The sequence below is a fragment of the Paenibacillus sp. SRL342 genome, from assembly GCF_984798905.1.
In genome coordinates, this window is the sequence record NZ_OZ481790.1 from 3,170,092 (window position 1) to 3,195,572 (window position 25,481).

Below are 25,481 nucleotides of genomic sequence, written 5' to 3' on the forward strand. Positions count from 1 at the left end.
GTGAAACAAAAAAACGTTCTGCCAGAGCTTAAAGCTCTGAACAGAACGTTAGATGAGTTCTTATTTGGAAGCTACGCCAACAACGCTTGTTCCATTTTTCGTGATTTTGTACGTCAGCACATCTCCGTTCCAGAAATGGAACTTAAGTGTGACTTCGCCATCATTGGTTTCATTGAAGAAGTTAGGTTTCAGTTCAATCACACTACGTTCGTAGTCTGGGCTAAATGTGTAGGAGAATTCTTTGAACGAAGTCCAGTTCTGTGGACCGGCGTTCTCTCCGTTTGCATATGTTGCTTCCATCGTAGCGAGCTGATTGCCGTTAAACGTAGTCGGAATGGCAAATGCACTGGTTGTGCCTGTTGCATCGTTCAACTTAGGTGTGTCATATTTAATGATATTAAAGTTCCAGTCAGCACCTTCATTGAATCCAGCTGTAAGTGTGGCATTTACGCCCAAATCACCAGAGGCTGTCAATTTGGTTAACAGATTGGATTTTAACGTAAGTACATCTTTTTTGATCGTATAGTCTTTACCTCTGACAAGAGGAGTAGTACCATTTTTCAACGAATTGAATTTGTTCCCATGCAGATTGAGTTTTACCTTCTGATCTTGAATGGCTTCATTTTGTTTAAGATATACGAGATCCGTTTCGGCTGTGGATGAACGACCTGTCCAGCTGGCTTTCATGGTATCAAATAATTCCTGATCAGACCAAGTAAAGCTTGTGCGACCGAAGTGTTGTCCGTTATCCCACAACATCGTGGTCATCTGTTTTTGACGCAGATATTGTCCAACAAATTCGAAGAATTTCAGCTTTTCGCCTTGCTCAATCACACCTGTGTGCTGGTCGAAACCAAGCAAGCCATACTCACCGACGATAACCGGAACGCCTTTCGCTGTGAAAGCATTGTATACCCGATCAAATGTGTCGGTAACATCCTTCTGTACTTCCTCGTTATACTTGGTGTAACCTGCGATGTTCACACTGAATGGCCAGAACCCGTAGTAGTGAACGGTTGCAATAATATTGCTGTCATTCAATTTTTGAATGGTCTTATTCAGTTCATCCAGATCAGGCTGAGCGGAAGAGGTATGCATCGTTGGAAGCACAAGTGGACGTGTCTCGTTGTTTCCACCCGAAGTTCTTACGATCTTGTGAAAAGAAGTGTTCAACTCGTCCAGCATGCGATATCCAATCGCTGCATCTGTTGTGCCGCCTTCAGAGAAACGTGGTTCGTTAACACTTTCGAACATGAGTTTATCGGATGCATCTTTGAATTTGTCCGCAATCTGAGTCCAAGCAGCGTTGTAACGTGCAAGCACGTTGTCATGGTCTTTCTCCATGTAACTGATCCAGCGCCAGGAATCATGGTGAAGATTAATCATAACGTAGAGATCCGCATCAAGGGCCCAGTTTACTACTTCTTGAACCCGATTCATGTAAGCGGAATCAATTGTGTAGTTGGGTGCGTCACCGATGTGGGCTTCCCAGGTCACAGGAATACGGATACTGTTGTAGCCCTCATCAGCGATCGACTGAATTAGTTCCTTCGTAATGCGCGGGTTGCCCCAGGCTGTCTCATCTTCACCAACGGCGTCCAGAGAGTTACCCAGATTCCAGCCAGGCTCCATGGCGTTCACGTAGGTCTGCATTTTGCTTGGCGCGGCTGAGGTATTGGCCTGTTCGCTGTTGTCAGTTGCAGCTGAAGCCATAGCAGAGGAGAATAGAGATAGAATCATGGCAGTCAAGAGCGTAAGAGATAAGACTGATTTGCGGTTTTTTTTCATTAATATAGTCTCCTTCGAATAGAGAATGGTTGAACATGAATAGCGGTTAAGCAGGGTGGAAATAGAGCTCAACGCGAACAAAAGTTCACTTGTGTAATACTGGAATCACCACCGATTTATGTACTGAAAGCGTTTTCGTAATTTACTATATCATGATTTAATATCGGACAATACCTGCACAATTTGAATAAAAATCATGTAAAAATCAGTGATTTTGCCATATTAATAGATTGTGTAGTGGGGCGTTTATTTCATTGGAAATGAAAATCATAAGGTTGCTTTTGAATGATAATTAGATTTAAATACCCTGGGAGGGATCTAATATGAAGCTGGATGCACATCAACATTTCTGGGAATACAATGTCGCCGAGTACGGATGGATTGGCGAAGAGATGAAAGCCATTCGTCAATCTTTTCTTCCGGAAGATCTTGAACCTTTATTGCTCCAATCAGGACTGGATGGATGTATTGCGGTACAAGCCAGACAATCACTGACAGAAACCGAGTGGCTTCTGCAGCTGGCGGATCGGCATGAATGTATCAAAGGTGTTGTTGGATGGGTGGACCTTTGTTCGGATGAAGTTCGGAATCAGCTTGAACTTTTCGCGTCCAATCCATATCTGAAGGGTGTACGTCATGTTATACAGGATGAACCTGATCTGGATTATGTATTGAGAGAAGACTTTCAGCATGGAATTTCATTGCTTAAGGAGTATGATTTGACCTATGATCTGTTGGTATCCAAGGAGCAACTGCCTTATGCTGTTGAATTGGTTAAGACGTTTCCTGAACAGCGATTTGTCCTTGATCATCTAGCCAAACCCGACATAAAATCAGGTATACTCTCACCCTGGAAAGAAGCACTTGAGTCATTGGCCGCACAACCTAATGCGTACTGTAAACTTTCAGGGATGGTGACGGAAGCAGACTGGACAAATTGGACTCCGAGCGATTTTACAGCCTACCTGAATATCGTCATAGAAGCCTTTGGTGCGGAAAGGTTAATGTTCGGGTCCGACTGGCCCGTTTGCAACGTTTCAGCTCCATATTCTGAAGTATTCGGTCTCATTAATTCTCACATTAATGCCCTACCTATACTAGATCAACAGATGATTCTTGGCGGCACATGTGCTGCGTTCTATCAAATATCGTAGTGGGCATTCCGAAGCTAAACCGGTTTCAAGAAGTTGACAACTGTTCTGATTCTTGCTAAAGTTTTATCCAATCCGCATAATCATGATCTGGGAATGTTACCGATATGGGCATAACCTGAGCTGGCTTGTTTACACGTAATCGTGTACCCAGGCTGGTTCGGGTTTTTTGTATTTAAGTTGAACAAACGATTTTACACGAGACGACTGCGCGGCCAGAACAATCTTCCAATCCCCAGATTTTTTGATCTCCTTTTTAAAGGGGAAATCCGGTGATAAAGGCGAGTTTATGCTTACGAAGTAGCTTTCCATTGAAAGCTTTTAGCTTCGCTTCTCCAGATTTTTTCTGTCCTCTCCGTTTATGTGTAATTGTGTAGTTAACTTAAATATTTTGTCTTTTTAATATTCTAACGATTTGAGCGGATAGCTGAATTACATATTTGGAAGGAGAATGATGATGACGAATTTTACATTTCCTAAAGACTTTCTGTGGGGTGGAGCCATTGCTGCCAATCAGGCGGAGGGCGCATATCTGAAAGATGGCAAAGGGCTGAGTATCGTTGACTTGCTGCCTACCGGAGAGAATCGCAGAAGTATTATGAAAGGTCATGTTCCGGCTTTTACGCCGCTTGCTACCGAGTTCTATCCTTCGCATGAAGCGATCGATTTTTATCACCGTTACCCTGAAGACATTGCTCTATTTGCAGAAATGGGATTCAAAGCACTGCGTGTCTCGATTGCTTGGGCACGGATTTTCCCGACAGGAGAAGACGCACAGCCCAATGAATCGGGATTACAATTTTACGATAACCTGTTTGATGAATTGTTGAAAAACGGCATTGAACCTGTGGTTACATTGGCTCACTTCGATGTGCCTGTGCATCTGATCGAGAAGTATGGCAGCTGGAGAAGTCGTGAACTGGTAACTCTTTTCGAGACTTACGCTACAACGGTATTCACTCGCTACAAAGACAAGGTGAAATACTGGATGACATTTAATGAGATCAACATGTTGCTTCATCTTCCATTCCTTGGGGCGGGGCTGGCGTTTAATGAAGGGGATAATATCAAGGAAATTCAATATCAGGCTGCTCACCACCAACTGGTTGCAAGTGCACTGGCAGTCAAGGCATGTCATGAGATTATTCCTGGTGCCATGATTGGGTGTATGCTCGCCGCAGGAAGCTTCTATCCGTATACTTGTAATCCGGAAGATGTGTTCCAGGGCATGGAAAAAGATAGAGAGTCCTATTTCTTCATCGATGTGCAGTCACGTGGGGAATATCCGGGTTACGCCAAACGTTTCTTCAAAGATCACGAGTTGAACATCGTTATGCAGCCGGGTGATGCGGAAATCTTGAAGAATCATACCGTAGATTATATCGGGTTCAGTTATTATTCAAGTCGTACAACCAGTACCGATCCGGAAGTCATCAAGAATATGACCAGTGGTAATGTATTTGGCTCGGTAGCCAATCCATATCTGGCGAAGTCCGAGTGGGGCTGGACGATTGATCCAAAAGGATTCCGTATTACCGCCAATCAACTACATGATCGTTATCAGAAGCCGCTGTTTGTTGTTGAAAATGGATTTGGTGCCAATGACGTGGTTACACCGGAAGGTGAAGTGGATGATGCATACCGGATTGACTACTTGAAACGACATGTAGCTGAAATGGGTGAGGCTATTCAGGATGGAGTTAACATCATTGGTTACACCAGCTGGGGACCTATTGATATTGTAAGTGCATCCTCAGGTGAGATGAGAAAACGTTATGGCTACATTTACGTGGACCGTAATAATGAAGGTCAAGGTGAGCTGACACGGCTGAAGAAGAAGAGTTTTGAGTGGTACAAAAATGTGATCGAATCCAACGGAACAAACTTGGGTGACGCGTAGTTTATATTTTTCTGAATTAAAATGGTCTTGTACGGCAATATAACATCGGAAGTTTCATCTATATAAATTGAACTAAACTTCTACACAAAACGGAGAGGACAGAAAAAAGCTGGGGATAACAGCGATCGGAAGGTTGTTCTGTCATCGGAGTAGCTAGTGTAAATATTATCTAGTTCAATTTATATAACCATGGGACTTCCGATTGTCCACACATTGAAAGCGTTGACATATAGTCAGGTTCGCGCTATACTTGACGCAATTATATCGTTTCTGGGATTGTTACTACACGACGTAGGCAAAACCTAAGCACCAAAAAAACAGACTACCATGTCTTGTTTATTTTGTGATGCTTCAGGTTTTTTTTGTATGCCCAAAAGACGATGTATAACTGCCAAGAGAGTGGAACGTGACGGGGGGATTGAATTGAAAATAGCAAAGGTTATCAACAATAACGTCATTAGCATCTATCAGGCGGATGGAGCAGAGCTTGTGGTGATGGGACGTGGGATTGCCTTTAAGAAAAAGCCGGGGGATAAAGTAGACGAGACCCGCATCCAGAAAGTATTTGCATTGAAAAACAAACAAACATCCGATAATTTCAAAATGCTGCTGCGGGAAGTTCCGATGGAACTGATTGAAATTGTGGAAGAGATTATCACGTATGCGCGTGAGAATCTGGGTCGAAAGCTGAATGAGAACATCTATGTATCTCTTACAGACCATATTAACTTCGCCATCGAACGTTATCGGGAAGGCGTGGAGATCAAGAACGCATTGATGTGGGAGATCAAACAGTTGTACAAGTCCGAATTCGAACTGGGCCTGAGGACGCTGGAACAGATCAACACTCGTATGAATATTGAGCTTCCACCTGATGAAGCCGCTTTTATTGCCCTTCATATTGTCAACGCAGAGATGAACGAAGAAGTTATTACAACGATGAATATTACGAAGTTTATCCAGCAAATTATTAATATAGCGAAATATCATTTCAAAATGGAATTTGATGAGGACTCTCTCAGTTATTTTCGCTTTATCACACATCTGAAGTTCTTCTCCCAGCGTGTGCTCAGTGGTACGCATTACGACAACAACTATGATCATTTCTATGACATGATTAAGGAGAAACATCCAGATGCCGCAGCGTGTACGGAGAAAATTGAGTTGTTTGTCAAAAAGGAATACAACCATGAGCTGACCAATGAAGAAAAGTTGTATCTGACGGTTCATATCGAACGAGTGGTTAATCGATAATATTTAAATGTTGACAAAAATGGTTTTATTATAATAATATGTGATTAACAGGAATTGAATACGATTTAACTGGGATTGTTACTGGTTATGCAGGCAAAACCTAAGTCATGAGAAGGACAGGACCATTGTGTCCCCTTGCTCAAGGCTTAGGTTTTTTGCGTGCAAAAAAATCGGTAAGAGGCCTGTTTGAGAAAAAGTGGGGGTGCAGATTATGAGTCAAGAGAAACTGGCCAAAGAGATTGTAGAATTGGTTGGCGGTGAGAAAAATGTGGAATCACTGGTTCATTGTGCAACACGATTACGGTTTGTATTGAAGGACGATGCCAAGGCAGACAAAGCCAAACTGGAGAAAACAGAAGGTATCATCGCAGTCAAAGAAAATGGAGGACAGTTCCAGGTGGTTGTTGGTAACAAGGTGCCTGAAGTCTATAGTGCCATTGGACAGATCAGTAACATTCTGGACGATTCGACCGATAAAGAAAAACCTCGCAAAGCAGCCAAAGGGCTCGGGGGTATTATCGATATCATATCCAGCATCTTTGCCCCACTTCTGGGTGTTATGGCGGGAGCGGGTATTCTAAAAGGGTTATTGTTGATTGCAAGCAATATCGGATGGCTGGAAACGACAGAAACAACATATACGATCCTGTATGCAGCAGCAGATAGTCTCTTCTACTTCCTGCCTCTGTTGTTAGCGGTTACAACGGCACGTAAATTCCAGGGGAATATGTTTGTCGCGATGACGATTGCAGGAGCACTGATCTATCCGTCCATCGTCACGTTGAAATCAGAGGGAACACCAACGGATTTCTTCGGTATTCCAGTCATTCTGATGAACTATTCATCTACAGTTATTCCTATCATTTTAGCTGTCATTGTGATGAGCAAGTTGGAGAAGTTCTTCAATAAGACACTTCATGATAGTGTGAAAAACTTTGTTACGCCATTATTTTTGCTAGTGATTATGGTACCTCTGACATTGCTTGTATTTGGACCATTTGGCGTATACGTTGGTAATGGAATTGCAGCTGGACTGGTTGCCGCATTTGGATTCAGTCCATTGCTCGCAGGAGCAGTTATGGGTGCAAGCTGGCAGCTGCTCGTTATCTTCGGAATACACTGGGGTCTGATTCCAGTATTTATCAACAACGTTGCAGTGTATGGACAGGATGGTGTTAAACCCGCTGCGACAGCTTCAATCTTTGCCCAAACGGGTGCTGCTTTTGGGGTTATGCTGAAAACCAAGAACAAAAAACTGAAAACGCTGGCTGGATCATCAACGTTGACGGCTTTATTCGGTATTACGGAACCGGCCATCTATGGGGTAACATTACCACTGAAACGTCCATTCATTGCAGGGGTAATCGGTGGTGCAGTTGGTGGAGCTATCATTGGTCAAGCGGGCACATTGGCATTTGCATCCGGCGCACCGGGATTACTGACCTTGCCAATCTTCTACGGACCAGGTGGACAAGGTTTCCCTGGATTGATTCTGGGTATCGTAGTATCGTTTGTTGTTTCGGCTGCACTGACGTACATCATGGGCTTCAAAGATCCGGTAGAAGAAGAAACAAAAACTGAATCTACTGTATCTGCTGAGCAACCTGCCCGTACAACGAATGCTTCAGACGAGATTGTATTTAGCCCAATCGAGGGAACGATTGTTGAATTGTCGGAAGTTCCAGATCCGGCCTTTGCATCGGGAGCCATGGGTAAAGGGATTGCGATTGAGCCAGCTGTGGGCAGAGTCGTAGCGCCTTTTGATGGTACAGTTACCGTTGCATTCAAGAAAAAACATGCCTTGGCTGTAGTGTCAGACACCGGTGCTGAAATATTGGTTCACGTTGGCGTAGATACGGTCAAGCTGGACGGGCAGCATTTTGTTTCCCATATCAAAGAAGGCGATCGGGTCCAAGCGGGAGATCTGTTGCTTGAATTCGATATTGCACAGATTAAGGCTGCTGGTTATCACACGGTAACGCCGATTATAGTAACGAATTCTGCCAACTACGAGGAAGTAATTCCACAGGCTACCGGACAGGTTAGTAGCCAAGAGCTTCTATTAAAATTAAGTAGCGGTAATGGTCAGGAACAAAAGTAGATAGATGCTGATGTACTAATCTGATGGTACAGTGTTTTCATGGTTCCGTTGACATGGTGGAATTGGAAAATTATAATTGGAGTTGTACATCTACATCTATACATGTTAATGAAAGGTGGATTATTGAACATGACAAATGCGATGAGACTGCGCTTCCTTCCTTTGAATCGGTAATTGAATACGTTCAAAGGCTCTGACCGTTGGTTCAGAGTAAACGGGATCAGTCTGTCATTTTCAATCATCCTGACCTTAAAATAAGTGTTATACTCGCTTTCCCGTTTACGTTGAATCACAGGCCACGGCCTGTGATTCTTTGTTTTTTTCTTCTGATTATCTTAATCAAGTAAATAATTAGGTAAAGGCGCTCAATACAGACTACTGGAGGTAACCGCTATGATGACGTTACTGTTCTATTGATACGAGCTGGCACGATCAGCTCGTATCGATAGAAGTGTGCTTCGCTATCGATACGAAATAAATCTTATTTCGGAGGTAGCGAATATGGAAAAGATATGTTTTGAATTAGAACAGGTTGAGATGACCTATATGGATAAAGCAGTACTGAACATTGAGCGACTGGCTGTGCATCAACTGGATCGCATCGGTGTAGTAGGTGGCAATGGTCAGGGTAAAAGTACGTTATTGAAACTCATTGCGGGACAGATTCAGCCAACCGCTGGAAAGGTAAAACGTCATGCTGAGTTTGGTTATTTGGAACAAGTTGAACCACCGCAGCCTAATGGGCACCTGGAAGTTGATGGGGCTTTACTCAGTAAATTAGCCATACCTCAACACGATCAACCATGGAGTGGCGGAGAACAGACCCGTTTAAAACTGGCTCAAATGTTCACCCATTATCATGAAGTACTGTTACTGGATGAACCAACAACACACCTGGATCAAGAGGGCATTACATTTTTGCTGGATGAATTGCGTTATTACTATGGGGCGCTTGTGCTGATCAGTCATGATCGTGCGGTTCTGGATGAACTGGTGACCACGATCTGGGAAATCCATCAAGGTGAGGTTCGCGTATATTCCGGTAACTATAGTAATTATCAGGCACAGAAGAGGCTGGAGCGTGAACAACAAAACCAGGCTCATGAACAGTTTTCCAAGGAGAAAAGACGATTGGAGCTGGCCGCTCGGGAAAAGATGAAGAAAGCCGAGAAAATAACGCAGGCCGGAAGCATGTCCAAAAAAGAATCCAAGGCAAAAACAAACCGCATGGTTGAAACAAAATCCAAAGGCACCAGTCAAAAAGCGGTGCACCGCGCAGCTAAAGCGATTGAACAGCGTATGCAACAACTTCACGAGGTAAAAGCGGTGCAAGAGGATCGGCCTATGATCTTCCGTCAGCCAAAGACACTGGAGCTGCACAACCGATATCCAATTATGGCAGATCGCCTTACACTTGAAGTGGAAGGTAACGTATTGCTGGAGGATGTAAGTTTTCAGGTTCCATTAAAACAAAAAATAGCGATAACCGGAGCCAATGGCAGCGGGAAAAGCACATTGCTTAACCATGTTTTCCATGCTGGAGATCATATCACGATGTCTCCAAAAGCGAAGATCGGTTATTTTCAGCAAATGAGCTATCGTTTTACAACAAAAGAGACCGTATTACAATTCCTGAAGAATCGTTCGGAATATGAGGAATCAGAGCTCAGAAGTGCGTTGCATGCGATGCAGTTTACAGGTAATGACTTGCTGAAGAATGTGGGGACATTAAGTGGAGGAGAAGCGATTCGTCTTCAATTATGTCACTTGTTTCTTGGACAATATAACATTCTATTGTTGGATGAGCCGACGAATTTTCTTGATATGCATGCATTGGAAGCGTTGGAGCGTTTTATCAAGACCTACGAAGGGACAATTCTGTATGTATCTCATGATCAGAGGTTTATTGAAAATACAGCCGATCAACAATTTCAGATTACAGAGCGTCAATTAATTCAGGTGAATATATAAGCTGAACTAAAGAAGATTTACACGGATCACTCTGATGACAGAACAACCTTAGAGGAAGAGAAGTAACGAAAACCGCCAAAGTGATTTTGGCGGTTTCGTCGTTTTCAAAGATAGGCAGATTAGTTACCTTATGTAGCTTCTATTAAGAATCCGCTTTTATAACCGTGGAATGCAGGTTACCTGTGAGGCGTTGAGGTGGGAAAACCATGCGCACTGGCGCAATGATGATGGCAGCAAATACAGCTTTGATCAGATCCCCAATTATGTAAGGATAAAACCCTTGAATCATGGCCTCAGATAGGTCCATTTTGTAAGCATAAGCAAGCCAAGGGACACCAGATACATACACAAGCAGTGAGCCGAATAGTTCAAATACAACAAAAGCGAGAATGAATCCTGTGACACCTTTGATGTTGATTCGTGCAAGCAACAGTCCAATTAATAATGCGGAGATCGGCCACATCATCACATATCCTCCGGTAGGTCCAAGAAGTACCGCAAGTCCTCCGGTCCCGTGTAGCAAGGGGAAACCAAGAGCGGTGAGCAGAACAACCATGGTAACGCTCAGAAAACCATATAGTGGGCCAAGTAATCCTCCGGCCAGCATGACAGCCAAAGTTTGTAATGTTATTGGTACTGGGGAGAAGCCAATGGGAATGCTTATGTAACCAAAAAGTACTAAAATTGCGGCCATAAGTGCGCTGAATACAATGCCTCGCAAAGATAATTTCATGTTTGAACAATCCTCTCCATTTTGGTAATATGATTGTTAACCAATTATATAAATGTGGTTGACGATTAGGATCGTACCACATAACAATAGAAAGGGAAAGGACTAATTTACGATGCAAGGCAACCTGCCTATAATTACATTAGAAGATGTTCGAGTGCATTATTCTTCCGAAGGTAGTCAGGTGAGAAAAGCACTGGATGGGGTCTCACTTACGCTGCACCAAGAAGAATGGATTAGTATTGTAGGGGCGAATGGCAGTGGAAAAAGCACACTCGCTGGACTACTGATTGGATTCATTCCACTATCTGGAGGGGTACGGGATATCTCGGATGAACTTACCGTTCGGGGTGTACTGCAGCAACCGGATGCACAGGTACTAGGCGATACGATTGAAGAGGAGTTTCATTTTGCGCTGTCACCATTAATGGAATCTGTAGAAGAGCAATTGGAGCGCAGGCAGGATGCATTACATACCGTAGGACTTCAATATCCCCCGGAGAAGGCGGTCTCACAATTATCCGGGGGACAGAAGCAACTGCTTAATATTGCTGTAGCGCTCGCAGCCAAACCGGATATATTGATTCTGGATGAGCCAACAGCCATGCTTGATCCAGGAGCAAGAGACCGTATCGAGGCCATCGTTCAGAAGATTACCCAGCGGGGGACAACGGTGATCTGGATTACACACCATCTGGAGGAAGCAACCCTGTGTGATCGAATCATTGCTATGGAGAGGGGACGTTGTGTGTACAACGGGACGCCGGAGTCCTTTTTCTATGAAACAGAGTTGAATGAGAAGGCTACTCGGGAAAATGTACAGCTATCTCCCTGTGAACGGTTAGGGTTGGACCCTCCTTTTACTGTAAAAACTGCGTTATTGCTCAAGCAAAAAGGTATGATGCCAGAAGCCATGCCACTGCGACCTGAGCAACTGGCCAAGGAGGTCGCACGTTGGAGATCAAGCTAACCAATATACGCATAGAAGCATCGGAATCGGGCAAACGTGCACTGCTTGAAGATGTGAGTGTACAGTTGAACAGTGGGGAAATCACCTTGCTGCTGGGCTGCACGGGTTCAGGAAAAACGACTTTACTACAGACGTTGGCTGGTCTGAGACCGCCCGATGCAGGAAGTATCACATTAGATGGCACACCTTTCTGGAAAGAAGGAAAAGTGCCGCAGTCGATTTTATTGCAAATGGGACTATTGTTTCAATTTCCGGAACAACAACTGTTTGCCCGAAGTATTCAGCGTGAATTCACATATTCTCTGCGTCCTTATCGACTTTCAGAGAAACAGCAACAAGAGCAGATCACAAAAGCACTGAACCAATGGGACCCGCCAGTGTCCTCGGAGTTGGATCGACGTTTTCATCTGGACAGGTCGCCATTTGCTCTAAGTGGGGGAGAGAAGCGCAGGTTAGGTCTTGCTCTCGGAAGTGTGACCAATCCGCACTGGCTTCTGCTGGATGAGCCAAGCGCAGGGTTGGAAGCCCAAAGTGTTGGGCTTTTGCTGGATGTATTGGAGCAACATCGTCTGGCAGGTGGTGGTGGCGTGGTAGCTACCCATGATCTGGATACATTTTTGCCTTGTGCGGATCGAGTATTGTTGTTGCAGGAAGGCCGTCTAATCGCCGATCTTACGCCGAGAGAACTTCACAAAAGGCCTGAACTGCTGGAGCAGACAGGGATTGGACTGCCACCATCGATGAGACTGGCACAGCAGTTAAGAGCAGCGGGTCTTGAGCTGCCATTGACCGCAATGACGCCAGAAGAGATGGCTGAATGCATTGTTCAGTCTACGTTAGTTGAGGTGGGGATTCAGGACGGATCGAAAGAAGCATCAGGGACGGTAACGATGGAAGTCAAGAGTGATGCAATGAAGTATGAAAAAGAAGCACAGATAGCGTCGTCCATTAAAACGGAGGATGATCCGAAGCTTTTTCCGAACACCTTGACTCATTCAGGCGGATTATATGGCGTCATGGACCCGCGTCTGAAATGGATTTTGTATATTTTGCTGGTCACCGCAGCTATGCTTCAACAGCGATGGCTGGGATTGACATTAACACTGGTGCCGGTAGTAGCAGCACTTGCCGTGCTCCCGCGTCAGACTTTGGCTGGATGTATGAAGTTAATGAAGCCATTATTATTCTTTTTCATCATATCAACGGCGTTATCTGGGACAACTCTCTCAACAGAAGGAGGAGGTTTGCACTTTGGCTTTTCTCTGATGCAGGCGGAGGGAACTTTGCTGAATGTGTATCGTTTGTTTATCGTCACATTGGCAAGCCTTTGGTTTTCGTTGACGACACCTTATGGTCGAATGGTAGAAGGGCTTAACTGGGTACTTGGCATTGGTAAAAAGATCAGGTTGCCCGTAGCTTCGTTTGCTCTTGCTGTATCGTTAATTTTTCGGTTTATCCCGATGATCTGGAGTGAGTGGCAGCGATTCTCACTGATCGTACGGGCACGTGGGAAGGCAGCTTTGAGACCCAATACCGTTCGAATTCGTGACCTGGGCCCGATGGTGATTCCCTTGTTAATGGCACTGTTCCAACGTGCGGAGGATATGACCATTGCGATGGAAATGCGTAAAGTTAGAGAGCATTCTACGCTCGGAGGACGTTCATTGTTATTGGTATGGTCCAAACGTGATACCTGGATTAGCATGGCTGGCCTCATTGTTTTTGTACTATTAATATGGATTCGCCAATTGTGATGGCGATAATGATCGTGATGGATCCGGTAATGGATCAAAACCTAAACGCAGTGTTTTCCAAAGATCATGCATAAATGCGTTTGTCCTCGCTCACAATAAGTGGACGTTGGTCATCTGAAGTGGATCAGGAGGGATAAACGATGAAAGATAAGTTTTTGCGTGAAGAACGGCAAGAATATACCGATGTGTCTACGGTGGAGTCGCAGCGAAACGATATCACACTCGAAGAATTCCCGGAGGGTCCTTACGGTTCATCTCTGTTATCCGAGTCTCTCGGGAAAAGTTCTCCGTGGCGGGTGGATCAGAGGTCTGCACATCGTTTTGATTATGAAAATCATGAGCTTCACGAGGGAGAAGTACGGGATTATCCGGGTCAGGATGTTTTTGATGAAACGGTTCCGGATAACGTGTCCAAGCCTCAATATACGGAAGATTCGTAGTTAGATTTTGATATGAAGTAGAGCGTAGCCTCCAACAGGTTTTGTCCTGTTCGGGGGTTATTTTCGTTGTGTTGAATGAAAATAATTCTCCTCCAATTCCACATTATGGGTTATTATATTTGTAGCTCGAAGTAAAAATCTGGTTAAATATGCGGGGGACTTGGGATGAGAGAGATCGATTATAGTCAATATTTCTGGCAGGATGATAAGATCAGATTACGTGCTTTGCGTGAAGAAGATTGGGAAGATCATTATTATAACCGCTTTGATACTCCTGCCCGTCGGTTATTGGAGTGTGCAGTAGAGTTGCCGCCAACCCATGTTGAAGCGAAGAGTTTCACGGAAAACTTCTCTGATTTTTCTTTAGCCAAAGGACGGATCATGTTTACAATTGTAAATATGGATGGTGAAAATGTCGGAGGTGTGAATCTGAACAGCATTGATGAGAGAAACGGTACCTTTAGCATTGGCATTCAAATTGACAGGGATCATCGAGGAAAAGGATACGGAACCAGAGCCGTTCGAATCTTGCTAAAGTATGCCTTCTTCGAGCGCAGGCTCAATAAATTTAATGATTATGTACTCCAAGGAAATGAACCTTCCGCAGCGATGATGAGAAAACTTGGATGTGTTCAGGAAGGTGTGCGCCGCCAAGTGGTCTATACGGATGGAAAATACCAGGATCTGATCCTCTTTGGATTAACCAAAGATGAGTTTATGGAAAAAGAGGGCCTTGTTTGAAGTAAAGCTAATAAGCTGAAATTAAGTGTGTAGTAGGAGGAACTATGAACAAACCCATACTAACCGATGAATTAATCATCGATTGCAAGGATATTTATTTGCGCGAGTATCGAATTGAAGATTTAGAGAAACTGCAAGAAATTACGTGGCAACCTGAGGTGTATGAATTCCTACCGGGATGGAACGCTACGATTGAAGACAGGAGCCTGTGGCTCACCGAATATGAAATCCCTGAGAATCAGCGTTTTAAACAAGCTGTGATGGCAGGAGGGGATATCGGAGAGTTATATTTACGTATGGCTATCGTTCTCAAAGAAAAGGATGAGTTCATAGGTTGGTGCTGCTCAGGAATTAAGGACGAACTGCCAGCACCCAATCGGGAGATTATGTATGGTATTTCGAAACACTTCAGAAACCGTGGTTACACAACGCAGGCACTCAAAAGAATGACGGAGTATTTTTTTGAATATACAAACGTGGAAGTGTTAAATGCCATCGCTTTGACTACCAATCAAGCATCCAATAAGGTGATACAGAAATGTAATTTTGAACGGTTAAATTTGATCGAGATCGAGGATGAAAAGTATAACCATTACCACCTGCGTAAGCAACAAGGCCAATTTTAATAGAACGTAGTCCCATAATGAAAGGCTATAAAATGAAAGTTTCGGGTCAGGTTGGACAGTTATTGCTTTGGCTGCCTGATCTTTTTTGTATTTATTTTATTGGACAAGGCTTATGTTAATAATTCTCTCCGCGATAATAGCGCTCCAATTTGTTATCCAAATGAACAAGCTGCGCTTTTTTCTCCTCAATATCATTCAGCAACTTTTGTTTTTGATCCTCAATCAGTTTGGTTCTTTCCTTCAGCGTGGAGGTTCCTTCATTGACCTGATCATAATACTTTTTGATGTCTTCCACACTCATCCCAGTTTCGCGAAGGCATTTGATAAAAACCAGCCAGTTCAGATCATCCTCCAAATAAAGACGGTTGTTCTGCTCATTTCGTGCAGCAGGTTTCAGCAGTCCCTTTCTTTCATAAAAGCGGATCGCTCCAATGGAGATTTCAACTTTTTTCGCTACTTCTCCAATCGTTAACATGTTAATCCCTCTTTTTATAAAAATAATTTGACCTACACTAAGTGTAGCATAGTAACTTATACATTGTTAAATATAAATCAAATTATGGAAAGAAGGATTCGCATGAAAAAGACTGTATTTGTAACCGGAGCAAATAAAGGAATTGGATATGAAATCGTCAAGCAGTTAGGTGAAGCAGGTTGGAGAGTTCTCCTCGGCGCACGTAGCGTTGAACGGGGTGAAAGAGCTGTTTCCGAGTTAACTTCCAGGGGGTTAGATGTAGAATTTGTACAGATCGACATGTGCGACTTGAATAGCATTGAGCAGGCAGCCGATACGATTCAGAAGACTTATCCCGCAATAAACCTTCTGATCAATAACGCGGGTATGCCGGGTGCTTTCTCTCATTCCTTCACGGATACAAAAGAGGAAGATCTGCGGAACGCCTTTGAAGTGAACTTTTTCGGCACCTTCCGTTTGAATCAGCGATTGTTCCCGTTAATCAAAGATAATGAAGGCACAATCATTAATGTATCAACCGACATGGCTTCTCTGCATCATATGCAAAATGAGGAATCTACTTTAAATGCCTTCGACTATAATTCATCCAAAACGGCCAACAGTGCCATGACACTTTCGATGGCTTATGAAGTCAAAAACAGCAGGGCGCAAGTCTTCGCGGTAACGCCCGGATTCACATCAACAGATCTTAATGGCAATGCCGAAGGCGGTAAATCAAAAGAAGCCGGCGCTGCGATTATTGTGCGCTATGCGACGGATGGTAAACGCCATAATGGGGAGTTCCTAGATGAGAATGGCGTATACCCTTGGTAGTCCGCCGTTGCCAAAAGCAACGATAGAACAGGATGAATTTTAGCGTGTATCTTCAAACTCAAACTCATATTCAAACTTAGGCGAGCTATACGATGATGGATACCAAGGTCTCAAAAGTCTTGAGGTCCAAGATGGCTGATCCTGACGATTGGGTAGACAATTTTCTAACGAACATAGGACGTCTTATTGGCCTTTCGGTACGTTTCTTAAATTGTAAGGAACATCAGACACGCTATTTCCCGAAATACCCTTAGAAAAACGCAGTAAACGGCTGTTTATTCTAATATAACGTGGCTCAGGTTCATTAGATCTCTGCGGACGCTCCAAATGCTTGAATAAGACGTCTCAGATTCATTAGCCTGAAAGCCTGAAACCAATTGAGCTACTACTCTACACTCTATTAATCGGATACAAAAAGAATCCCCCTTTCATTCCTCAACCGAGATGAGAGGGGATTCGTCATGCAATGAAAAGCCGGAATTAAAATGGAAGAAAAGCAGCATTTGGAGCTTGACTAGAGCTTGAGTAATGATCAAGTAGATCTTACGTAGAGCTGCTTATAGCCAACCTACTTGGAGGCTGCGCTCAGTCTAGACATCAGCCTTATACAGCGGCAGCAATATCATAAATTCCGTTCCCAGGCCTACCTGACTTTGTACCGTAACTTTCCCACCATGCGACTCCACAATCGAGCGGGTAATGGCTAGGCCGAGACCTGCGCCACCTTGTTTGCGCGAACGAGAACTGCTTGTGCGGTAAAATCGCTCAAAGATATGGGGCAGATGTTCAGGTTCAATGCCTGTGCCGTTATCTTTCACTGATAATTCAGCCTTATGATGCGTGGCATATAATGTTATGGAGATGGCTCCATGTTCAGGATCGGTGTGCTGCACCGCGTTATGGAACAGATTCAGCACAACCTGCTTCAGCTTGTAAGGGTCAGCCAGTACATATACTTCAGCCGTCAGATCAAGATGAATGGATCTTTGCTGAGCCATCATGGCGAGTTGTGGTTGCATTTCGAGCAGCAGACTATCTAGCTGAATGACCTCCCGCTCCTGCCTTGGAGCCTGATCCAGCTTGGTTAGTAACAGCAAATCTTCAACCAGCTTGTTAATTCGGACGGATTCACCGTGCATGCTGTCCAGTGCTTTATACAATTGATCTTGATTGGTCGCTGCACCCCGCTGCAGAACTTCAATGAAGCCGTGAATGGAGGTGAGCGGGGTACGAAGCTCATGGGAAGCATCAGACAAGAAACGCTGCATCTGCTCTTTCGATTCCCGCTCTGCTTCAAACGAGTTCTCCAGTCTTTCAAGCATGCCGTTGAATGAAACTGCGAGCTGATCCACTTCCTCTTGTCCCTGAACGACGGGAAGGCGTTCTGCGAGACTTCCTGCATCGATCTGCTGTACTTTATTCACCATGTTGGACAGGGGAACCAGCGTCCGGCGTAATACCTTAGTGTATAGAATAAGACCGGCTACCATGGCCAACAGCGATAACATGAGGAAGATTAGAAGCTGTTTAATAATCAAGTCTCTCAGTGGCTTCGTAGCCGTACCCATCTGGACCATCGGTAAGCCACGATTGCGTGGACCGGGTGAAGCAAATACAATCAATTGCTCATTCCCTTGGCTATCCGTGACGATCCGGTAGGGAATGTGTTTTTGTTCTTTCAACTCATCTGTAATGTCCTGATATTCAACGGTTGATAGTTGAGGGGCTTTCAGACCATCTTCTCCAAAAACATCCTCGAACGTGCCTTGGTTATCAAACAGAGCCAGTGAACGGTCTGGAATAAACAACACCCGATTGCCAGACCCGTTTCCTGCCTGTCCACCAAAAGGATTGTTGGAAGAGCCACTACGGGACTGGATACCGAGCCAAACCGGGGGCATGGACATAAGCTGTTCTTCCATGGTTTTCGCCTGATTCCGGTAGAGAAAACTTTCCATGATCCAAAATTGCAGAATACCGATTAACAATAACAGCCCGGCAAGCACGAACAGGGAACGTGAGAGCAATTGAGAACGCAATGAATGAGGCCAGATCCATTGGTGGAGACGTCTTAAACGAAGTTTATTTTTCTTAGGCAGAGAGTTCATTAAAGATCCACCCTGTACCCGACACCCCGAAGCGTGCGGATGAGTTTATGCTCTTTATCCCCGAGTTTGTCACGCAAGGAGCGAACGTATACCTCCACAATATTTTCTTCCCCGCCAAAATCATACCCCCACACCCGACTCAAAATGGTCGCTTTGCTCAGTACAATCCCATGATTAAGCACAATTAATTTTAGCAATTCGTATTCGGTAGGAGATAGCTCCAGAACCTGATTCTGATAGGTGATTTCTTTGCGCTGATCATCAATTCGGAAGGGACCGTGGGTGACGGCTCCTATTAATAAAGGAAATTGATTACGCAGTCTGGCCTGAATCCGGGCGAGCAGCTCATCAAAGGCAAAGGGTTTGATCATGTAATCGTCAGCACCTAACCAAAGGCCCTTAACCCGGTTCTCGACTTCGTCCTTCGCTGTCAGCATAATTACGCCAACCTCGGCACCGGTCTTGCGCAGACGCTCGACCACTTCGAATCCATCCATCTCTGGCATCATGACATCCAGAATAGCCATATGTGGCTTGAATTCAAGCGCTAACTCAAGCGCAGCCGCTCCATCCGGTGCGGTGCGCACATCAAAGCCCTCATTGCTTAATCCAAGATCTAGAAATTGTAAAATATGCGGTTCATCATCAGCCAATAGTATTTTAATTCCGCTGCTAAGCTTCATTATGTGCCGCTCCTCCTTGCTTGATTCCATCTATAGTTCTCCCTCAATGGAGAGGGACTGTATGTTGTATTATCGCTTGCCAAACTGAAATTTAGCTGAAAGGATTGTGAATTATCCTCAGACAACATTCAGCGGGCACTCATCCCAGTTTTATTTTGGCATGTCACAATACTAGACATGAAGAAATTTGAAGGAGTGATTAACTTTGAATAACACCAAAAGAAGGATGGATCTTGTCCTTCTGCCGATTGTATTACTGGCGGCATTTCTGAATGGGTACGGTATCTGGAACGATCAATATGCCAATTCCTATTATACGACTGCCGTTGGGAGTATGCTCAGCAACTTCCATAACTTTTTCTATGCTTCACTAGACTCAGCAGGCTCGGTCACTGTAGATAAACCACCAGTTGTCTTCTGGATTCAGACGGCCTTTGCCTATGTCTTTGGATTGCACGGATGGAGTGTTATTTTGCCGCAGGTATTAGCGGGAATCGGTTCGGTGCTCCTGATCTATTTCATGGTGAAACCTACATATGGACTTGCAGCAGCACGAATCTCGGCACTTGCGATGGCAACTGTGCCAGTTGTGGCTGCAGTCAGTCGGACCAACAATATTGACAGCATGCTGGTGTTTACACTACTGCTGGGTTCATGGTTTTTGTTCAAAGGCAGCAAACAAGGCAGTACTTGGCGCATTCTGGTTGCTTTTGGGTTAATAGGCGTAGCCTTTAATATGAAAATGCTTCAAGCCTACATGATTCTCCCGGCTTTTTACTTGCTTTATCTGCTTGCATTTCAGGCGAAATGGAGAAGGAAGATCATCCTGCTGATCGGCAGCACAGCGGTTCTGGCGGTCGTTTCCTTATCCTGGGCGGTCACTGTGGATTCTATACCCGAAGACGAGCGGCCTTATATCGGAAGCAGTGAAACAAACTCGGTCATGGAACTCGCCTTTGGATACAATGGTCTGGCTCGCCTAACGGGTCAGCAGAATACTGCAGGTAACGCAGGTATGCCAAATGGTATGTGACAGGGAAATAATCGGGGAAATCGAGAAGACTTGTCTTCAGACCTTAATCAGACAGGCAGTGGTGTTCCTGGTGCTGGGCAAGATGTCAATGCACCGGATAACGATAATACGAATGGTTCGAATGGCTTGAACACCATGGGTGGCATGAATGGGCCGAATGGCAATTTCCCGAGCGGGCAGATGCCGAATGATATCGAAATGCCAAACGGAAGAAATTTCGGCGGTGGCATGGGCGGAATGTTTGGAACAGGGGAGAAAGGTCCTCTGCGTCTGTTCCAGACTGAACTGTCAGGTCAAGCTAGCTGGCTGTTGCCAGTTGTGCTGCTTGGATGCATTGCCATATTTGCAGGATTAAGACGGAGAAATATAACCAATAAACACAAGGAAGCCTTGTTCTGGCTAGCCTGGCTGCTTCCCGTTGCAGCCTTTTTCAGTGTGGCAGGTTTCTTCCATCAATATTATCTGATTATGCTTGCACCTCCAATTGCGGCGCTGACTGGCGCAGGATTTGTAGCGATGTGGAAATCATATCGTGATCGCGATGGATGGCAGGCATGGTTGCTTCCGGTGTCCCTGCTGCTGACGACTCTGTTCGGCTGGTATATCATGCAGGTGTATAACGATACGATTGGTGCAGGCTGGTCCATTAGTGAATTGATCGCAGGCATTCTGATCACGGTTATCCTAATCGTTATGCTTCATCGCACACATCGATGGAAACAGAGCTTCATTATCGCGGGATTCATGGTGATGCTGATCGGTCCAATCTACTGGGCATTCACCCCAATTACTTATGGTGGCAACAGCATGATTCCTGCAGCAGGACCTACTGGTTCCAATGGTATGTTTGGTGGAGCAGGAATGGGTATGCCGATGGGTAACGGTGCAGGAGACACAGAAATGCCTGCAATGGGTGGCCGTGGCGGAATGGGCAACCGTAACGAAGAAGTGGATACAGCTACACTGATTTATCTGAAAGAGCACAATACAGGCGAAACGTATCTCTTCGCCACAACAGACTATAATCAGGCAGCACCTTATATTATCGATGAAAGAGCAGCGGTCATTACGCTTGGAGGTTTTTCCGGATCAGACCCGGTGTACACAACAGAGGAACTTGAGCAACTCGTCAAGAGCGGGCAAGTGAAATACTTCATGGTTGGTGGCATGGGTGGCCGCGGAGGGAACTCGGAAATTAGCGATTGGATCAAAGAGCACGGAACCGAGATTCCAACGTCAGAATGGCAGACAGGCACCGACAGCGGATCTACGGATAACGGAGACACCGGAAACAGAGCTGGATTTGGATTCGGCGGACAGACGACCTTGTACGAAGTGAAATTGTAGCTATATAAATTGAACTTATCATTTACACGATAACGGAGAGGACAGAAAAAAACTGAAAAAGCGAAGCGTTCGCCTACAAGCTTTCTGCAAGAAAGCTACATCGGAAGCATACGCTATCCCCGGATTTTCCCTTTATAAAGGGAATCAAAAAATCTGGGGATAACAGCGATTGGAGGGTTGTTCTGTCATCGAAGTGTGCAGTTTGTATAGAGTGAAAATCTCGGACGAAGTCCATGGGAAAAGGGAGGGGACAAACATGGCTCACGCGTACCGATATAGCATTATTATTCCCATGTATAACGAAGAAGCGGTGATCGAGGAGACTTATCGACGCCTGAAGAAGGTCATGGGCAGCACAGGAGAGAGTTATGAACTGTTGTTTGTCAATGATGGCAGCATGGATCGAAGTGCTCTAATGATCCGTGACTACGCCCGTTGGGACGAGAGTGTGAAACTGATTGATTTTGCCCGTAACTTCGGACATCAGATTGCGATAACAGCGGGCATGGATTATGCAGTGGGGGATGCGGTCGTTATTATTGATGCGGATCTGCAGGACCCTCCCGAACTGATACTGGATATGATCGCCAAATGGAAAGAGGGCTATGAAGTCGTATATGCCCGTCGCACCAGACGAAGCGGTGAAACTCGCTTCAAGAAATGGTCGGCAAGTCTGTTCTACCGTGTACTGCGTGCGTCGACGGATACGGATATTCCAGTGGACACCGGAGATTTTCGCCTGATTGACCGCAAAGTATGTGATGAGATGAAACGTCTTCCGGAGAAAAACCGGTTTGTGCGCGGGTTGGTCAGTTGGGTCGGATTTCGTCAGACTGCGATTGAATATGAACGCGATGAACGTCTGGCAGGTGAAACAAAATATCCGCTAAAACGCATGCTGAAACTGAGCCTGGACGGTATTACTTCATTTTCGTATAAACCGCTCAAACTCGCAGGTTATGTAGGTGCGATCCTGTCGGTTGGCGGATTTATCTATATGTTAACGGTTATTGGTTCGGCAATCTTTACGGATTCAACCATTAAGGGATGGCCATCTATTGTGAGTATCATGCTGATGTTTAACGGATTCATCCTGATCATGCTGGGCATTCTGGGCGAGTACGTGGGCCGGATCTATGATGAGACCAAGGCGCGTCCACTATACATTGTGAGAGATGTGGTTCATGCCGAGGGCCAGCAAGCACAATCCCGATTGACAGCCCGAGTTGCTCATCATGACTAAGCGTCTGGTGACACTCTTCAAGTTCGGTATTGTGGGTGTTGCAAATACGGCAGTGGATGCGGTGGTGTTTGCTTTGCTTGCGGTGGTCGGTGTACCGGTTCTGATGGCTCAAGTAATCTCGTACAGCTGCGGTGTTGCGAACAGTTATTGGCTGAACGGCAGATGGACTTTTCGAGATACGGCACGAGGAGGGAGTGATAGAGCGAAACTTATTCGTTTTCTAATCACCAATCTTATCGTTCTCGCGTTATCCGCTCTCATACTGATGACTTTGCACGATATGCTGGGTTGGAGTCTCGTGATGAGTAAAATCCTGGCGACCTTGATGGGGATGGTTCTGAACTATATGGCCAGCAGATATTGGGTGTTTCGTACAACGAACATATGAAAGGAGTCTATGATGATATGCGAATTAAGAAAGCAGTTATTCCGGCAGCGGGTCTCGGAACCCGTTTCCTGCCAGCGACGAAAGCACAGCCCAAAGAGATGTTACCGATTGTTGACAAACCGGCCATCCAATACATTGTTGAAGAAGCAGTGCAATCAGGCATTGAGAATATCCTCATTGTGACCGGACGCAACAAAAAATCCATAGAGGACCATTTTGATAAATCGGTTGAACTTGAACACTCTTTATATGCCAAGGGCAAACAGTCTTTACTGGAAGAGGTGCAGGCTATCAGCGAGATGGCCAATATTCATTTTATTCGTCAAAAAGAACCGCTGGGTCTGGGGCATGCCATTGGGTGCGCACGGCAATTTGTAGGAGATGATGCCTTCGCTGTATTGCTGGGAGATGACATTATGGTGTCTGATCCGCCTGCACTTGCACAGATGGTCCATCTCTATGAAAAGACAGGCAACCAGATCATTGGTGTCCGTCAGGTAGACGCGGCAAATGTGAGCAAATATGGCATCATAGATTCGAAGGGTGCAGAGGACCGGGTTCACCGGGTCACCAATCTGGTCGAAAAACCTTCCCTTGGAGAAGCGCCATCCCGAACAGCTGTAATGGGACGATACATTCTGAAACCTTCCATCTTTCCTATTCTGGATCAGATCGAGAGAGGGGCTGGAGGGGAATATCAGTTAACGGATGCCTTAAAAGAAGTAAGTCAGGTGGAGGAACTGTTGGCCCTTGAACTGGAGGGGCATCGCTACGATATAGGCGATCAATTCGGATATATTCAGGCGATCTTGGAGATCGGACTGATGCGCAAGGAATTACAGCCCATGCTGACACCATATCTTCAGAGCCTTGCAACCCAGTGGGCATAGGAATTGATATATAGTAGAGGTTTAGATGTACTGTAGGGCGGGATCTCGTTTGTGCCATGGTTCTGTCAAGACTCTAGCATTGTGCAATGCAGCCTGTAACGCTACAATAAGCAAGAAATTTAAGTTGCTGTTTGAGGGGTGAAGAATTATGAATGAATCTATCATCAGGGACCTTATTAAGTATATGGACGTGGAGGACAACGCCGCCATTCAATACATTCAGACCGAGCATCGGATGAAACTGGGACTCTTTTGGGGGATACAGGAAGGCAGCCGCGTTCTGGAAATCGGATGTGGTCAGGGAGATACAACGGCCGTGCTTGCACATCTGGTGGGGGAGAATGGGTACGTTCATGGTGTAGATATTGCACCAGAGGATTATGGTGCACCACTGACCGTAGGCGAAGCGGCAGCCAAGCTACGGAGATCTCCACTGGGTGATCGGATTCGAATGGATTATGACTACGACATTCTAAGTGATCAGGCTCAATTTGCCGAGAATGAGTTTGATGTGATCGTACTTTCCCATTGTTCTTGGTACTTGAGATCGTTTGACGAACTCGCCCAGATTCTTAGCAAGGTTAGGACGTGGGGGCATCAGTTATGTTTCGCAGAATGGGATGCGCGAGTTACAGATGTGAGCCAGCTCTCACATTGGTTATCCGTTCTGATTCAGTCCCAGGTCGAATGTTACAAGGAGAACAGCTTCTCCAATGTGCGCACGCTTTTTACACCGGAGGATATCCAAGAGCTTGTCTCTGCAGCAGGCTGGACGATTAAGGAAGAGACTTCGATCCATTCTCCCGAGCTACAGGACGGTCACTGGGAAACCGAAATGACACTGGCAGAAGCGCCTGTGGAACTGCAAATGCTCCCGATCCCGGACAAAGTGAAAACACTTCTTCTGTCCGAACTGAAATTACTTAGGACACATCATGCCTTGGGGCCTGGGAGTCCTCTGGGAACATATGCGATGGTTGCCAAAAAGCAGTAAGGAAATAGCTATTTGCAGTATATTATAATAAAAACGTCTATCATGTACTTTTCACAGAAGACAGACCGCATTTAGCTGAAG

General features: G+C 45.2%; 22 protein-coding genes. 17 read left to right on the plus strand and 5 right to left on the minus strand.

What is annotated here, in order from left to right:
- Nucleotides 1-60: 60 nt before the first annotated feature.
- Nucleotides 61-1,788 carry a cellulase family glycosylhydrolase gene (locus AC4E8D_RS14035; protein WP_405132188.1) on the minus strand — a complete coding sequence of 576 codons (1,728 nt, stop codon included), beginning with the start codon at nucleotides 1,786-1,788 and terminating at the stop codon, nucleotides 61-63.
- 323 nt (nucleotides 1,789-2,111) lie between these two features.
- Between AC4E8D_RS14035 and AC4E8D_RS14040 the strand changes: the two genes are divergently transcribed.
- The 5 genes from AC4E8D_RS14040 to AC4E8D_RS14060 all read left to right on the plus strand — a co-directional run bounded on the left by AC4E8D_RS14040 (nucleotide 2,112) and on the right by AC4E8D_RS14060 (nucleotide 10,165).
- Entirely contained in the window at nucleotides 2,112-2,942 is an 831-nt protein-coding gene (locus AC4E8D_RS14040; RefSeq protein ID WP_405132189.1) for an amidohydrolase family protein, read from the plus strand.
- A 454-nt stretch (nucleotides 2,943-3,396) separates the two neighbouring features.
- Complete coding sequence (locus AC4E8D_RS14045; RefSeq protein ID WP_405132426.1) at nucleotides 3,397-4,839, plus strand: 6-phospho-beta-glucosidase; 1,443 nt, start codon at nucleotides 3,397-3,399, stop codon at nucleotides 4,837-4,839.
- Between the two features lie 423 nt (nucleotides 4,840-5,262).
- On the plus strand, nucleotides 5,263-6,093 hold the full coding sequence (gene licT, locus AC4E8D_RS14050) for a BglG family transcription antiterminator LicT (RefSeq protein ID WP_047842771.1): 831 nt from the start codon (nucleotides 5,263-5,265) through the stop codon (nucleotides 6,091-6,093).
- 211 nt (nucleotides 6,094-6,304) lie between these two features.
- The gene (locus AC4E8D_RS14055; RefSeq protein ID WP_405132190.1) at nucleotides 6,305-8,194 is read left to right on the plus strand and encodes a beta-glucoside-specific PTS transporter subunit IIABC; all 1,890 of its coding nucleotides are present in this window, start codon (nucleotides 6,305-6,307) and stop codon (nucleotides 8,192-8,194) included.
- A 501-nt stretch (nucleotides 8,195-8,695) separates the two neighbouring features.
- On the plus strand, nucleotides 8,696-10,165 hold the full coding sequence (locus tag AC4E8D_RS14060) for an Msr family ABC-F type ribosomal protection protein (protein ID WP_490206378.1): 1,470 nt from the start codon (nucleotides 8,696-8,698) through the stop codon (nucleotides 10,163-10,165).
- A gap of 142 nt (nucleotides 10,166-10,307) precedes the next feature.
- Here AC4E8D_RS14060 and AC4E8D_RS14065 read toward each other — a convergent pair whose 3' ends face one another.
- Nucleotides 10,308-10,898 (minus strand): biotin transporter BioY, encoded by a 591-nt coding sequence (locus tag AC4E8D_RS14065; protein ID WP_405132192.1) that lies wholly within the window; start codon nucleotides 10,896-10,898, stop codon nucleotides 10,308-10,310.
- Nucleotides 10,899-11,010: 112 nt separating this feature from the next.
- Here AC4E8D_RS14065 and AC4E8D_RS14070 point away from each other — a divergent pair, with 112 nt between their 5' ends.
- From AC4E8D_RS14070 to AC4E8D_RS14090, 5 genes are all read left to right on the plus strand, one after another.
- Nucleotides 11,011-11,865, plus strand: coding sequence for an ATP-binding cassette domain-containing protein (locus AC4E8D_RS14070; protein ID WP_490206379.1), 855 nt, complete (start codon nucleotides 11,011-11,013; stop codon nucleotides 11,863-11,865).
- On the plus strand, nucleotides 11,850-13,619 hold the full coding sequence (locus AC4E8D_RS14075) for an ATP-binding cassette domain-containing protein (RefSeq protein ID WP_221819535.1): 1,770 nt from the start codon (nucleotides 11,850-11,852) through the stop codon (nucleotides 13,617-13,619). The genes AC4E8D_RS14070 and AC4E8D_RS14075 overlap by 16 nt, the downstream gene beginning before the upstream one ends.
- A 140-nt stretch (nucleotides 13,620-13,759) precedes the next feature.
- Nucleotides 13,760-14,059, plus strand: a complete 300-nt coding sequence (locus tag AC4E8D_RS14080; RefSeq protein ID WP_289392336.1) for a hypothetical protein — start codon at nucleotides 13,760-13,762, stop codon at nucleotides 14,057-14,059.
- A 165-nt stretch (nucleotides 14,060-14,224) separates the two neighbouring features.
- Complete coding sequence (locus AC4E8D_RS14085) at nucleotides 14,225-14,800, plus strand: GNAT family N-acetyltransferase (RefSeq protein ID WP_490206380.1); 576 nt, start codon at nucleotides 14,225-14,227, stop codon at nucleotides 14,798-14,800.
- A gap of 44 nt (nucleotides 14,801-14,844) precedes the next feature.
- Entirely contained in the window at nucleotides 14,845-15,426 is a 582-nt protein-coding gene (locus AC4E8D_RS14090) for a GNAT family N-acetyltransferase (RefSeq protein WP_449004483.1), read from the plus strand.
- A gap of 115 nt (nucleotides 15,427-15,541) precedes the next feature.
- Here AC4E8D_RS14090 and AC4E8D_RS14095 read toward each other — a convergent pair whose 3' ends face one another.
- Nucleotides 15,542-15,901, minus strand: a complete 360-nt coding sequence (locus AC4E8D_RS14095) for a MerR family transcriptional regulator (RefSeq protein ID WP_076249478.1) — start codon at nucleotides 15,899-15,901, stop codon at nucleotides 15,542-15,544.
- 102 nt (nucleotides 15,902-16,003) lie between these two features.
- Here AC4E8D_RS14095 and AC4E8D_RS14100 point away from each other — a divergent pair, with 102 nt between their 5' ends.
- Nucleotides 16,004-16,714 carry an SDR family NAD(P)-dependent oxidoreductase gene (locus tag AC4E8D_RS14100; protein WP_449004484.1) on the plus strand — a complete coding sequence of 237 codons (711 nt, stop codon included), beginning with the start codon at nucleotides 16,004-16,006 and terminating at the stop codon, nucleotides 16,712-16,714.
- Between the two features lie 590 nt (nucleotides 16,715-17,304).
- On the opposite strand, the gene AC4E8D_RS14105 is transcribed toward AC4E8D_RS14100, so the two are convergent.
- Nucleotides 17,305-18,822, minus strand: a complete 1,518-nt coding sequence (locus tag AC4E8D_RS14105; RefSeq protein WP_449004485.1) for a sensor histidine kinase — start codon at nucleotides 18,820-18,822, stop codon at nucleotides 17,305-17,307.
- Entirely contained in the window at nucleotides 18,822-19,505 is a 684-nt protein-coding gene (locus tag AC4E8D_RS14110) for a response regulator transcription factor (protein WP_449004568.1), read from the minus strand. The genes AC4E8D_RS14105 and AC4E8D_RS14110 overlap by 1 nt, the downstream gene beginning before the upstream one ends.
- A 205-nt stretch (nucleotides 19,506-19,710) precedes the next feature.
- On the opposite strand from AC4E8D_RS14110, the gene AC4E8D_RS14115 reads away from it, so the two are divergent.
- From AC4E8D_RS14115 to AC4E8D_RS14140, 6 genes are all read left to right on the plus strand, one after another.
- Complete coding sequence (locus AC4E8D_RS14115) at nucleotides 19,711-20,538, plus strand: glycosyltransferase family 39 protein (protein WP_490206381.1); 828 nt, start codon at nucleotides 19,711-19,713, stop codon at nucleotides 20,536-20,538.
- A 30-nt stretch (nucleotides 20,539-20,568) separates the two neighbouring features.
- Nucleotides 20,569-21,885, plus strand: a complete 1,317-nt coding sequence (locus tag AC4E8D_RS14120; RefSeq protein ID WP_490206382.1) for a mannosyltransferase YkcB-related protein — start codon at nucleotides 20,569-20,571, stop codon at nucleotides 21,883-21,885.
- A gap of 256 nt (nucleotides 21,886-22,141) precedes the next feature.
- Nucleotides 22,142-23,128: a glycosyltransferase family 2 protein gene (locus AC4E8D_RS14125; RefSeq protein ID WP_339184724.1), complete on the plus strand. Its 987-nt coding sequence runs from the start codon at nucleotides 22,142-22,144 to the stop codon at nucleotides 23,126-23,128.
- Complete coding sequence (locus tag AC4E8D_RS14130; RefSeq protein WP_490206383.1) at nucleotides 23,121-23,516, plus strand: GtrA family protein; 396 nt, start codon at nucleotides 23,121-23,123, stop codon at nucleotides 23,514-23,516. The genes AC4E8D_RS14125 and AC4E8D_RS14130 overlap by 8 nt, the downstream gene beginning before the upstream one ends.
- Before the next feature lie 17 nt (nucleotides 23,517-23,533).
- Nucleotides 23,534-24,406, plus strand: coding sequence for a UTP--glucose-1-phosphate uridylyltransferase GalU (galU, locus tag AC4E8D_RS14135; RefSeq protein WP_449004487.1), 873 nt, complete (start codon nucleotides 23,534-23,536; stop codon nucleotides 24,404-24,406).
- Between the two features lie 148 nt (nucleotides 24,407-24,554).
- A complete protein-coding gene (locus AC4E8D_RS14140; protein ID WP_449004488.1) occupies nucleotides 24,555-25,400 on the plus strand; it encodes a class I SAM-dependent methyltransferase in 846 nt (281 codons plus the stop codon).
- Nucleotides 25,401-25,481: the final 81 nt, after the last annotated feature.